The following is a 12,727-nucleotide window of genomic DNA, read 5'->3' on the forward strand; positions in this document are numbered from 1 at the left end:
TCTCCCAATCCCGGTCGCGATAGCCGTTACGCTGGGCCAGCCGGAAGCCATTCTTCTCGCCATAGGCCGCGCCGGTCTTCGTGCCGACCTCCAGCGCCATCAGCTTCTCGGCAGCAAAGCCGATCATCTCCCGCAGCAAATCGGCATCAGCGCTCTTCTCAACGAGTGAGCGCAGGTTCATCATGTCGTCGGTCATCGGTGGTGTCCCTCAGGTTGGCTCTAAGCAACCCGACCCTACCGGAAATCACCGATGGCTATGAAATCAAGCTACACCACTCCATGGGACACGATCACAGGTCTACAACAAGTCAACCTTCAGGGGACGTCTCATGGAACCTCATCTACCCACAACAATACAGATCAGCGCCCCTCAACATGCCGCGAATAATCCATATCGCGTCATCGAGGGCGAGGAGGTGCTTTCCGTGGCATTCCGTGAATTCGTGCTGACGGCCGTCGCTGCCGGTTGGAAGGAGCCGGAGGTCGCTTTGACCTTGGCCGACATCGCAGATGACTACGTTATGGCTCTCGCTCGAAGAGCTGCGGCCAATTAGTATTGAGTTCCATCTGCGTTCATCTGTGGTATCCCGCAAGATGGCTGTTAACAACTCTTCATCCAGCCGGCCGGCAAGTCGCTTAAGACGAGATGGTTTGCCGGCGGTATAACATGCCGAAGGGCTCCCGTTGCATTGTTGCAAAGAGAAACCTCAGGCCGTCTTGCTATAATGGCGCCCCGATTCCCTCACATAGGCATCGAAAGCTGCTGCAACGGCGCGGATCAGGAAGCGCCCGTCTTCTCGCAAACGAATGATGCCGCCCGCGTTTTCGATTATTCCGTCGCTCTCGAGCATCGAGAGCCTGGGGTTGCCGTTAAGAAGCGCGTGTGGGTCAAAACCGTATGTGACGGCCAACGCCGGGACGTCGACCTGCAAGTCGCACATCAGGCGTTCGATGATACTTGCCCGCAGGCGATCTTCGGCCGACAAGCGCCAGCCTTTCGTTGTGGCCAAGCGGCCGGATGCGATCCGCTTTCCGTAACGATTGGGAAGTACCTCGTTTTGAACATAGCCGCCTGGCATGCGGCCAATAGCTGACGAACCCAAGCCGATAAGTGCCTCACAAGCATCGGTCGTATAGCCCTGAAAGTTGCGATGCAATTGCCCGTCTGTCTGCGCGGTTGCTAAACTGTCGTGCGGCCTGGCGAAATGATCGATCCCGATGCGGCGGTAGCCTGCCGCAACAAGGTGTTCCGAAATTGCCTTTGCCTGGGAAATACGGCTTTGCGCATTGGCGAGAGCGGCTTCGTCGATTAGCCGTTGATGCTTCTTGAAGGAAGGTACATGCGCATAACCGAAGACTGCGAAACGGTCCGGCCGCATCTCGATCGCTGCCTTGGCCGTTTCGATGCAGGATTGAACCGTCTGGTTTGGCAGGCCATACATAAGATCGAAATTGATGCTGGCGATGCGCGCCCGGCGCAGCTTAAAAACCGCCTCCATTGTCTGTTCTTTACTTTGGGTGCGGTTGATCGCCCTTTGGACCGTCGGATCAAAGGTCTGTACCCCGATACTAGCACGGTGCACCCCTACTTCCCCGAGAACCGTCGCCATCTCCTGATCTAGCGTCCTCGGATCGATCTCCAACGCGATTTGGGCCGAACCGGTGAACTCGAACTGCTTGTGCAGAAGCTCAATAAGCTCAAACATTTTCTTCGGCCCGATGGTCGTTGGCGTTCCTCCACCAAAATGCAGATGGTCGATCCTAACCGGCGCCCCGGTCCTTGCGGACACGAGGCGTACTTCCTCGCGCAGCATTCGCAGGTAGTCGACGATCGGTCGGCTATTGCGCGCATTCGTGGTGTGACATCCGCAATACCAGCATATCGACGGACAAAACGGGATGTGCACGTAAAGCGATGCCGCTTTCTCCAGCGAGACAGCGCTAAGCCAATTCTCATAAGTGCTATCGTCAACGTTGGGGGAGAAACACGGCGATGTCGGATAGCTAGTGTAGCGGGGTAGGCGCTCATCGCCGTATTTTTCAATAAGTGCCGATTGCATGCGAAATCCTTCTACGGAGTACTGGCTAGAATGCGGCCATTCTAGGCACACGCTTTGCATGGCTCTTTGATCTTCAACAAAGAGCGCGACGGATTTCTTTGAATTATTTTCAAAATCGCGGCGCCGAGGCAAAGGAGGCGCAGCATACTCGATGAAAAGAGTTCAGCTTAGTTTTGATCTGCCAGCGAGATGCTCGGCATGATGACAGTACCTTTTTCCCTGGTGGATCACAAAATGCATTCACAAGGCGCTGGCGGGCTCGCTTGGATGCTTGTCCGGTGGCGGGGCAGACCGATCGTCGCCTATAGTGTCGCCGCCGCTGCTCCATTCGGCGTCCTCGCACTGAGATTGGCCCTGTCGCAGTTCACCAGCGACGATCTTACCCTATTGCCGTTCATTCCCGCTATTCTCGTGGTCGCAATCATCGGCGGCGGAAAGCCGATTTCTCTAGCGGCGGGCATGTCGCTTGGCGCTGATGTCCTTGTTCAGCGGCTGAGCGATGCGGCTTACGCGACGGTCTTTGAACTGGTTTCCTTTGGCGTTGCGGTGCTTCTGATTGCTTGTCTGGGAGAGGTGTTGCAGGCGACGAGACATGCCATCATCGAGAGTGAGATTGCCCCCACTGCGCATCTGACATCGATATTGGACAAAGTGCCCGATGCGATGGTGATCACGACCCGCGACGGTAAAATTGTGTCCTTCAACGCCGCCGTCTTGCGGCAGTTCGGGTATGCAGAACAAGAGCTCGTTGGCGCGAACCTGCGACTGCTGATGCCTGATCCTTTTCGCGCCGTCCACGGCAGCCATATGCAACGGCAACTTGGAAGGGGCGAAAAGCGCGTTCTCGCAGATCAAGCAGTTGTCGGACGCAGGAAGAACGGATCGACGTTTCCCCTCAAGTTAACCGCGAGCCAGCTGGAATCGGGTGGTGGCTTATTTTTCATCGGCTTCCTAAGAGACCTTACGGAGCGGGAAGAGGCTGCTGCTCACCAGCAGCGGATCCAGGCGGAATTGGCAAGATTGGCCCGCCTGAGCGAAATGGGCGAAATGGCATCCGCCCTTGCGCATGAGCTGAACGAACCGCTGTCGGCGATCGCAAATTACGCTTTCGGGTGTACGAAGCTCTTGAGCGACATGGACAACAATGTCCCAACGGTCATGAGAAACGCTTTGCAGGAGATTGAACGTCAGTCCCTTAGAGCGGCAAAAATTATCAAACATCTCAGAGAGTTCGTCACGACAGGTGAAACGGAAAAGGGCCTCGAAAATATCCGCACGCTGGTGGAGGAAGCAGGCGTCCTTGCGCTTGTAGGTTCCCGAGAAAAAGGCGTCAGGACTGTCTTCGAATACGTGCCCGGCGCCGAGATGGTGATGGTCGATCGTGTTCAGGTCGAACAGGTCATCATTAATTTGATGCGAAACGCCATAGAAGCTATGCGCCACGTCGAGCATCGTGAGCTTACGATCCGCACGATGCCCACGCAGGAGGATGAAGTCGCCGTTATCGTGGAAGACACCGGCAAAGGCATTCCGGAAGAAATTGCCGCGGAGCTCTTCGAGCCATTCGTCACGACAAAGCCAAGTGGAATGGGTGTCGGCCTTGCGATCTCGAAACGTATTGTCGAGGCCCATGGAGGTGAAATGACGGTCTCAAGAAACGCGGCTGGCGGAGCTACTTTCCAGTTCACGCTTCCCGCCTATACGGAAGGACAAACGTGTGAAACCGACTGACTATACGATCCATATTGTCGATGATGAAGAGCCGGCGCGCAAATCGTTTGCCTTCATGCTGACCATGAACGGCTATGCCGTCAAGGTGCATCAATCGGGAGCCTTGTTTCTTTCCTTTGCGCCGGGCATCCACAACGGAATTCTTGTTACGGATCTCAGAATGCCAGAGATGTCAGGTATAGATCTCATCCGTCAGCTTAGCGTGAAAAAGATCTCAATTCCGTCAATCGTGATCAGCGGACATGGCGATGTGCCGGTGGCAGTTGAGGCGATGAAAGCCGGTGCGGTCGACTTCATAGAGAAACCCTGCGAAGACGCCGTTATCATTGAGGCGATCGAACGAGCGTCGGACCATTTACATGTTAATGGCGCTAACGTCGACGAGAGCCTTGCCATTCAAGCGCGCATCGAAACCTTGAGCGAGAGGGAGCGCCAAGTGCTTCTTGCCGTCGTGGTCGGCCTTCCGAACAAGTCGATTGCACATGATCTGAATATTAGCCGCCGCACGGTGGAGGTTCATCGCGCCCGCGTCATGTCGAAAATGAGAGCAAAAAGCATCCCGCATCTGGTTCGTATGGCTGTTGCGGTGGAGATGGGGCCCTTCTAGCTTCGTAGTGTTGATCTCGCCGCATTCGGGGTCCTGCCGTAACCTTGCGAACGGGAAGGGTCGTCATGGCATCTGTTTTCCCAAAAACTCTAAATTGATCGTCATTGCTCGATGACGGGATTATATAATCGAAGGCAACTTTGGAGGCGCTTTCGCGGACTTAGCGGGCCCATCCTGCGCGTCGAGACGTCTTTGCCGAAAGACTCGCCCGCATTATTTTCTGACCGGGCGGCGCCACGATTTCTTATGACGACGACAAGCTGCTGCCTCTAGTGATGAACACCCTTCGAAAGGGATCGGAATAAATCGCCGGCAATTCGCACGAGATGCCGGTTAAGTGTTTACCCTTAGTGATAAAACCGAATTTATCGCTCCCATAAGAACCGGCAATCTTGCCCCGGAACATGGGGAATACCAGATGCAGTCGAAATTCATGCCCGCAGCACAGCCTTGGACCTCGCCGACGAAAATTGTGGGGCCGCAAATTGGGGGAGCGCACATCGCCGTCACATATGAGCGCGGCCAAGAGATATACGCCCAGGGCGGGAGCGCCGATAAGTGCTATCGGGTTTCTACCGGAGCTGTTCGGGTATGTCGCATCCTTTCCAACGGGGGGAGGCAGGTCGTCTCCTTCCATGTCGCGGGGGAAATGTTCGGCTTCGAAGCTGGCTCTCAGCATCGTTACTTTGCCGAAGCGCTCGCCCTGACAAGAATAGTGGCGTTTGAACAGGGCCTTGCTCAGCAGCGGCATTTGCCGGAACTCCTTGCACTTGCTCTTGAAGCTATGGAACGTGCTCAGGAACACCTTCTGCTTATCGGACGGCAGTCTGCGATTGAACGGGTGGCCACATTTTTGTTGGATCTCTGCGAGCGCCTGGGAGGCACTCGGCAGTTTAGATTGGCCATGTCGCGGCAGGACATTGCGGACTATCTCGCCTTGACGATCGAGACGGTATCGCGTGCCATGAGCGAGTTGAAGGAACAAAGCATAATCAGCCTGCGACATGCGCGAATGGTCGACATTCGGAAGCCTGATGCACTTCGTTCGCTCTGTGGCCATGTTGCCGGACTATCTTAGCTCGGCGCGACCTGTGCAATGCAGGACGTTGCGGCCTTCGGGCGGAAAATCGCGATTTGCGCCCGCGTGTCATTTCATCTGGGACATTGTCTTGCGGGCCCACGTCAACTTGTTTCAGGTCCTTGTCTGGAACTGATGGCGTGGCCCGTAAACGACGGTCACCTTCCGTCAGGCGCGCTTCAGAGCCTGTCAGCAGGAGTTTTGTGGATCGATGCCGATCCCGTTGGTAACGACATCGGACATTCGGGCATTGGCCTGAACGGCACGACCGTCCCGCATCATCATCAGGAAACCCTCCGCCACCATGCCTGGAGCGAGGGGCCAGGTGCTGCCCCCAACAGGAAGGAGATCAGATCGTAGCGGCTGTCGTCCACCGCGAGATCCAAACCGAGAATGGCTTCTCCGTATTGCCTAATGGCCTCAAGACGCCGGCGCCGGCGGCGTCTGGAAAAGAAAAGAGGTCGCCCTTCGGCTGGATTGATCCGGTGGCTGAGATTATTGGCCGCCACCATGGCCTGTCGTCCCTGCCTGCGAACAGCGCCGTCCGCGAGCGTAGCGGAAGCCGGAACATGTCCCGGCAAGATCGATCGCACCTGCTATTTCGAAGGCCGATGCGGTGTGCGAGCAGGGTCAGCGCGGTGTCGTTACGAACGATGCCGCAGCCCTCAACGGCAGCCTCAGCGGCCTTCGCCGCACGTCCGCTGAGCGTCTCGGCATCGTCAAGCCAGTGGCGCGGGGATGCCGATCCGGCGCGCGATTCAGTCGGGTTCAAGGCCGAGCCCCGATTCAATCCGGGCATTCTTGACGCGTCAATCGGGCACCGCATGGCCGAGACCTACCAGAGAAGACGAGCGCTTCCCTGATTGCCGCCCAGCCCCCAGAAAGCCGCAGTAAGCCTTTCGCTTTGACGCTCTGCGAGCTTTACGATGCGCTCGACGACCGGTTCCGTCATTTAAAGACAGGCACTATCCCGTCCGCTTCGCGCGAGCAAGCCGGCCATCACAAATCGCTTGGTTTTACGCAACAACCGGAGAGGGATAGCCGATAAGGCTCTCTGGGAAAATCATCACCAGGGTACGGTCCTACTTTTCCTGCTAACCAAATGGGATATAAGCGGACACGAAGATGCGCCGACCCTTGGCTCGGCCGTTCACATCGGAACCAATGACGATTGCCGCTGACTTCATAAAGGAGCTTGAAGGATGTATTCGCGAATTCTCGCTGAATTTCAAGGGGATCGTGGTGGTTTGAAAATGGTCCCAGCGAGCAATCGTTTGTCGCTGATTAAATTAGATCGCCGATCTCGCAGCCGTGATTTGACTTCATCGTGCATCGGATTACTGAAGCAAATTGGCTAAGCTCTCTAAAGTTGTTATAACCTGACAATGTTCCCCTCGGAACGGACAGAAGACGACCTCAAAGGGGCAAAGGCAAGCAGTTCAAGTCCGTCCACGGCGATCCACGCTGACCGGCGATTGTTGAAAAGTAGGGACAGGCGGTGACGCAAGATCTAGAAAGTTACAAAAGTGCGAGAGGCCTCGTAGATACCACCGATCCGGAAGTCGACAAGCCGATCTACCGCAAGCCCGGTTTTGACGGGAAAGTTGCGACGCTAGGAGATATGGAAGAACTGATCAGCGCATTTTTAAAAAAAACGCGCGAGGCCGAGGGCCTCGCTCGCGCGGATCTTGCGCCAATGCTCGGTCTGTCGACACCCGTGTACGGACGTTACGAGCGGGCGTTTTCAAGGATGACGGTCACCCGAATGATCCATCTCTGTGAAATTCTCGGCTTTATGCCCATAGATATGCTCTTTGAAGCGGCGCCCCATCTTTGGGGGCGCACGCCTGAGGAAGCCGAGGATCGTCTCACTCTGGACCGAATTATCAGAACCCTTCCGAGCGAGGCAAAGCGCGATCTCGTTCGGCTGCTGAAGCGTATGGTGCCTCAAGATAACGGGAGCTAATGAGACATCAATCGCAGGTAAGCTTGGCTGTCTGGTAGGCACTCCGGCAACGGAAAGCGTCGGTCTTCACCGCGATCTCGCCGCAAAGTGGTTTTCATGATCATCTTTTTAAAGGAACCAGCGCCACAACTATAGAATCCTGGACCTCACACTCACTCGTTTTCCGGTCGGTCACCGCATGCGCCGACATCGTCGCTCACTTTGATCGTGGCGCATGAACAGTGTCGACTAGAACGCTGCACCGCTTAAGAGCGTGACCCACCAGTTAAGTTTGCCCGGCCATTCGAGTGCTTTGCTCAAGGTCGCGGCGAGCCGCCAGACCGAAGACCGAGCGGGTAAGATACAATCTGCCCGCGGCTGCGCGCTCGGCCATTGCGCGCAGATATCCGCCGGGCGAACTGACCTCCTGCCGATTTGCTTTTTCCAGAATAACTGCCACCGCCACCGCTGCTTGCTGTTCGCCCATTGCCTCCACGGCGCCACGGCGGGCATCCTCTGAGATCCCGACGAAGCGGCACAGCATCGGAGTCAGCCGAACAAACTCCTGGAAGCTCTTGGGAGTGCATCCAAGCTCCGCGAGGGCCGGGGCCGCCCGCAAGACATCCTTAAGCGCGATTAGAGCCTGCCGCTGAGGTTCTCGCTCGCTGACTGAGCCTCGCCAAAGGGTCGCGGTTTCTTCAAAAGCCGAGCTGCTGGCGGCGCTGGCTTTTGGAAAACTGTATTGTCCGACATGAGCCGAACCCTCTCGAACATTACTACTACGTTTTGATTGATAAGGAGGTGTAGTCTGTTTCTGCATGTCGTTTTCGACAGGCACGCATGTCGTTTTCCCTGCGCCGAGTTGGTCTTGAGGTCGCGGGTCAAGCCGCATCAGTCGGTCCATAGACCATTCAAGAAGGACAGTCGCACGACGCAGCATCCGGTTGGATGCTTTGGCAGCAATTCCGATATAATTGCTGATGCGCTCGACCCGGTCGGCAATGCGTTGGCGCATTGTTGCACTTACATCAGCGACAGCAGCGAGGGCACAACGGATATTGCGCAAGGCGCCTCGGTACCGTCGCAAGGCAGCTTCGGTCGCCCTCTTCTCCGCTCGGATGTCTTTTACGAGGCGAGTAAGCTCGCCATATCGCAGGACCAATATTCGAAGATCGACCCCGCATCCATCCGTTATGACGCCATCGCTGTTTCTGACGGGATATCGCTTATAGTTTCCACTGTCCTGCATCGTGATCAAACCCAGATCGAAAAGCTTGGAAAGCATTCGACTGACCCGGCCGGCCGAACGCCCGACCTCAAATGCCAATTGTCGGTTCGATTTGAACACGATTGGCCGCCCCGACGTATCGAAAGTATCGGCGGGGGCGGTGTTGATCAATATTAGCAACAGATGGCTTTCCGTTCCATTTATCAGGCCTGTGCAGGTCAGATTTTGAGCAAGCACAGCCAATTGGGCACGCGTCACCATTCCGATTTCTGCCGATTTTGCCCAGCGCCGGAATTCAGCCCTTTGGGGCGTTATCTTACGGCCGACCGGCCGTTGGCAGGTGGTCATATCTTCCATGTCCTCGTCTCCGTTCGGGACCAGGCAAAGCTCCGCCGTTCACCAAAGTGATGTTTTTTGTTGACAAGGAAGGAAGGGTCTGCGACAAAGGTTTTGGCTAATTTATTCTCTTACAGACCCGCTTCCGGATTGCTTCGGGAGCGGTTTTTCTTTTTCTGGCCGGTTTTTTCTCTCCATTTCAGACCCGACGCACGCGTCGGGATGTTTGCGGTCGATACGCGAAAAGCATATCCCAACAAATCAATTTGGCGCAAGATATGTACGAGTTTGAGCTGCTACTTGAGGTCGCAGCGGGATAGTGACTAAACTAACGCATTGATTTTATTAATTGTTTTGAAAGTCTAAATGCCATTTCGATACCGTTTCGACCGATCAAATTTGGTTCGCCTTACGGACAAAATTCTCAAATTGGCCGATGCTCGGACATGGAGCCAATGACGCTTGACCGAAAACGCAATGCTCCTCCCGTACTTGACGTTGAGGATCAGCGTGCGAAACGTGGATGGCTGGATGAATAGCGACAGCCCGCTTTCCCAGCTGGTCATCATCGACCCGGGGGCTATCACAAGAGGCGGGAGGATTGTGCCGTGCGTGGTCGACGTAAACTCCATCCCCTCATTTTGGGTTTTGAGATCTGATCTCCTGGAGCAATGATTACCCGAGGTGCGTTGGATCGCCATCTCAGACCTGCAAACGGTGCGCGCGTTTTCCGGAGTTCCCTGAGATCTGCCAGCCTATTTAGCGGCAGCGCCACCGCAGCAAATTCATTAAGGGGTTGCCGCCTGGCAAATGAGTGAGTGAGTTGAAACCGAATACCTAAGCTTTTGCCGCCATGCCCGCGCGATCTTTCGCGAGCGTGGCGGTCGGATTTATTGTATCAAACCGCGATTTTCGCTCTCTTCGAGCACGGGAGAGCGACGATCAATGCGGACTTGCAAGCTTGCCAGTGCCCCGGCAACTATAAGACCCTTTGGCGTCATATCGCCGGCCGTGGCAAAGACTGGATCGAGCACCGGCCGGCAACATCGGAAGCGTGCCGCCGCATCCGCAATCGTGATCAATGGGGCACGATAAGGTTGTCCGCAGTCGCCTCCCACAAGGACAATTTTCCCCGCCAGAGGCTTTGGACAGCCATCAAAGATTGTAAAGGCGGTTAGCCCATCACGCAACGCTTCTTCATCTACGAACAGCGAGTGCATATCGTCAAAGCGGATCATCTCGATTAGCCTGCTACCAATCAAGTCATAGATCGGAGCAATGCTTCCATCCTGAAGCTCAACCGCCCCAAAACGGGCGGTATCCGACTCTAACACGTACACGATATTTTTCATTTGCTTTAGCCTCCTATTTGAAGCGATCTCGTGCCCACAGAGATGAGGGAGAAGGGAGAGCTGTGATACCAACCATAGATAGCGGCGGCGCGACGCAATATGCTGTTCTCATAGGGCGTTGTAAATTGCCGTACGCGCCGATTTGGCACGTGTTTCGCAATCTGGACAGCTTTCCGGGTCGGCTGAAATTCTAAAGATTTGTACTGAAATCAGTTGAATCGAGCTGGTATTTCATAGGATACCTTTAGTGAGAACGCTTGAAGGTGAGCCAAATATATTTTGCGTTTTTTCGGCAAAAAAATGGAAAGCATTATGTCAGTCGACTCATTTTTTGAGCTGAGTATGCAATTTTCAGTAAGCGTAACGCGTGGAGAGCGCTGGATAACCCGATCGCCCGTCCCGACTTGTGACCTCAAAAAAACACGATCTGGAGGAGCCGATCTATGAACGGGTTTCGGCGATCCCCTCTGAGGCTGATGGCCTATCTCGCGTTCCCGCATGTCGATCATCAGACCTAAGCGACAGAGAGCCGCTTCGGGGTCGCAGTGAACAAAAACCACAGGAAAACCACCCTACAGATTCTAGACATCGCATTGATGCGTTTCTCACGATATCGGATCGGTCGGGAACGCCATGCCAGTGCGGTGCGTAACCTGGCGATAGCCAATTTGGTGCGATTGTGTTTTTTCTTGCACCAAGAGAAACCAGTGCCGATTTCAATTATGTATTGAAAAACAATAATAATATGCGAAATTAGTGCACGTTTGACGAATTCGCTTGATAGAAAGATGCGCCAAAAATGATCAAAAATGCAACGTTACAGGTTTTAACCTTAACGTTTTTCCGTATAAAAGAGATCTTGCGCGTTAACCCTCAGTCTCAGCAATGGCAGGTCCATCTTTGAAGCAATGGATTAAAGAACTCGGTTTACAGCAGGTCGTTGACCCACGCATAGACAAACCTGTCTATCGGAAGCCTTTTGATGGGCGAATTGTGCTTAGCGCCGAACTGGAAGAACAGATCTGCACCAGTCTTCGCGGCGCCCGCGACAGACGAAAACTGCCTCGATCGAAACTTGCGCCCCTGCTTGGGCTGAGCGAACAGGTTTACGGCCGCTACGAAAATAAGATCTCCCGCCTGACGGTATGCCGGCTAATTCATCTCTGTGAGGTTCTGGACGCCACTCCGGAGGAAATTATCGCGCCAGCAGCACCCCATCTCTGGGGTGGGACTGAAGCAAAAGCGGTTCTGCTATTGGCCTCAATCGAAAAGTTGCGGACCTTGGACGAAGAGACTCTGCGAGATGTTTTCAGCTTGTTAGGTCGCATAGGCGAGACCTGCGGCCAAAATGATGGCCAGACAGTAGGCGATCCTGAATGCCGCAATGGTGTCGAAATCGCAATTGGTAAGCAAATTGACGGCAGCAAATGACCGAAATGCGTTGCGCTAATTGAAGTAAATCCATCGTGACATTTCCCGGCCACTCCTCGAACATGTATTCTGCTGCTTTGTCCGCACTACCTATGGTAAGATATTGACCGACCCGACGCGTTTCGAGCGTCACTGGTAGCGTCCACCAGTGTAGCGTCATCTTCGTTTCTTCCGAACCGCGATGAACTGGGTTCCGACGGAACACAGGGAAGCGCTTCAGTGCGAGTGCCACTTCCCAGGGATGCCGATCTCAGGGAGAAACCAAAATGATATTCACTCAAGCCGACCTTGATATCGCAAATCGCCATATTGCCGAAAGTGAAGAACAGGTTTCACGGCAGGAGCGAAAGGTGACTGTCCTTCGTATGCAACACTTGGATACGGAATTGGCGGAAAACATTCTGACGGTTTTTTACGAAACGCTGCTGATCCATAACGCCAGTCGCGACATGATTGCTGCTCAGCTGAGACAGAAATGATCGCAATGCCTCTCCAGTGTGGTGAAGCATCCAACGGGCATCGGCATAGTTTTCGACGACGTCGGTCTATCAATTGGCGGTTTTCGCATGGCTGGTAACGGAGTGTGGAATGCCGCACCAGAAGTGTGGCTAAGCCGTACCGGGATCGTGTCCCATGGAGTGGTGTAGCTGGATTTCATAGCCATCGGTGATTTCCGGTAGGGTCGGGTTGCTTAGAGCCAACCTGAGGGACACCACCGATGACCGACGACATGATGAACCTGCGCTCACTCGTTGAGAAGAGCGCTGATGCCGATTTGCTGCGGGAGATGATCGGCTTTGCTGCCGAGAAGCTGATGGGGCTGGAGGTCGGCACGAAGACCGGCGCGGCCTATGGCGAGAAGAATGGCTTCCGGCTGGCCCAGCGTAACGGCTATCGCGACCGGGATTGGGAGACACGGGCGGGCACCGTCGAGCTGCGCATTCCCAAGCTTCGCACCG

13 protein-coding genes are annotated in these 12,727 nt (G+C 54.8%); 8 read left to right on the plus strand and 5 right to left on the minus strand.

Going from position 1 to position 12,727, the window contains the following annotated elements:
- Positions 1 to 196 (minus strand): transposase (locus K290_RS0132360; RefSeq protein WP_028755326.1); only part of this gene is annotated, 196 nt, incomplete at its 3' end.
- Between the two features lie 133 nt (positions 197 to 329).
- Here K290_RS0132360 and K290_RS0132365 point away from each other — a divergent pair.
- On the plus strand, positions 330 to 554 hold the full coding sequence (locus K290_RS0132365; RefSeq protein WP_004125917.1) for a hypothetical protein: 225 nt from the start codon (positions 330 to 332) through the stop codon (positions 552 to 554).
- A gap of 153 nt (positions 555 to 707) precedes the next feature.
- On the opposite strand, the gene hemN is transcribed toward K290_RS0132365, so the two are convergent.
- Positions 708 to 2,060, minus strand: coding sequence for an oxygen-independent coproporphyrinogen III oxidase (gene hemN / locus K290_RS0132370; RefSeq protein WP_004125924.1), 1,353 nt, complete (start codon positions 2,058 to 2,060; stop codon positions 708 to 710).
- A 234-nt stretch (positions 2,061 to 2,294) separates the two neighbouring features.
- On the opposite strand from hemN, the gene K290_RS0132375 reads away from it, so the two are divergent.
- From K290_RS0132375 to K290_RS0132385, 3 genes are all read left to right on the plus strand, one after another.
- Positions 2,295 to 3,791, plus strand: coding sequence for a PAS domain-containing sensor histidine kinase (locus K290_RS0132375; protein WP_184462165.1), 1,497 nt, complete (start codon positions 2,295 to 2,297; stop codon positions 3,789 to 3,791).
- Positions 3,778 to 4,398: a response regulator FixJ gene (gene fixJ / locus K290_RS0132380; RefSeq protein WP_004125927.1), complete on the plus strand. Its 621-nt coding sequence runs from the start codon at positions 3,778 to 3,780 to the stop codon at positions 4,396 to 4,398. Before K290_RS0132375 ends, fixJ begins: the two co-directional genes overlap by 14 nt.
- Before the next feature lie 418 nt (positions 4,399 to 4,816).
- Positions 4,817 to 5,476, plus strand: coding sequence for a helix-turn-helix domain-containing protein (locus tag K290_RS0132385; protein ID WP_004125929.1), 660 nt, complete (start codon positions 4,817 to 4,819; stop codon positions 5,474 to 5,476).
- 284 nt (positions 5,477 to 5,760) lie between these two features.
- Here the strand turns inward: K290_RS0132385 and K290_RS37620 are convergent, their stop codons facing one another.
- The gene (locus tag K290_RS37620) at positions 5,761 to 5,988 is read right to left on the minus strand and encodes a hypothetical protein (protein ID WP_154668707.1); all 228 of its coding nucleotides are present in this window, start codon (positions 5,986 to 5,988) and stop codon (positions 5,761 to 5,763) included.
- A gap of 986 nt (positions 5,989 to 6,974) precedes the next feature.
- On the opposite strand from K290_RS37620, the gene K290_RS0132405 reads away from it, so the two are divergent.
- Complete coding sequence (locus K290_RS0132405) at positions 6,975 to 7,442, plus strand: helix-turn-helix transcriptional regulator (protein WP_004125932.1); 468 nt, start codon at positions 6,975 to 6,977, stop codon at positions 7,440 to 7,442.
- Positions 7,443 to 7,707: 265 nt separating this feature from the next.
- Here K290_RS0132405 and repC read toward each other — a convergent pair whose 3' ends face one another.
- Both repC and K290_RS0132420 read right to left on the minus strand, forming a co-directional pair.
- The gene (gene repC, locus K290_RS0132410; RefSeq protein WP_004125935.1) at positions 7,708 to 9,006 is read right to left on the minus strand and encodes a plasmid replication protein RepC; all 1,299 of its coding nucleotides are present in this window, start codon (positions 9,004 to 9,006) and stop codon (positions 7,708 to 7,710) included.
- Positions 9,007 to 9,875: 869 nt separating this feature from the next.
- Positions 9,876 to 10,337 carry a DUF3846 domain-containing protein gene (locus K290_RS0132420; RefSeq protein WP_004125939.1) on the minus strand — a complete coding sequence of 154 codons (462 nt, stop codon included), beginning with the start codon at positions 10,335 to 10,337 and terminating at the stop codon, positions 9,876 to 9,878.
- An 885-nt stretch (positions 10,338 to 11,222) separates the two neighbouring features.
- Here K290_RS0132420 and K290_RS0132425 point away from each other — a divergent pair.
- The 3 genes from K290_RS0132425 to K290_RS0132435 form a co-directional block, all read left to right on the plus strand.
- Complete coding sequence (locus K290_RS0132425) at positions 11,223 to 11,768, plus strand: helix-turn-helix domain-containing protein (protein ID WP_004125942.1); 546 nt, start codon at positions 11,223 to 11,225, stop codon at positions 11,766 to 11,768.
- A gap of 266 nt (positions 11,769 to 12,034) precedes the next feature.
- Complete coding sequence (locus K290_RS0132430) at positions 12,035 to 12,247, plus strand: hypothetical protein (protein ID WP_004125950.1); 213 nt, start codon at positions 12,035 to 12,037, stop codon at positions 12,245 to 12,247.
- A 239-nt stretch (positions 12,248 to 12,486) separates the two neighbouring features.
- Positions 12,487 to 12,727: transposase (locus K290_RS0132435; protein WP_028755330.1), on the plus strand; the 241-nt coding region annotated here is incomplete at its 3' end.

It is taken from the genome of Rhizobium leucaenae USDA 9039, from assembly GCF_000426285.1.
GTDB classification, from domain to species: Bacteria; Pseudomonadota; Alphaproteobacteria; order Rhizobiales; family Rhizobiaceae; genus Rhizobium; species Rhizobium leucaenae.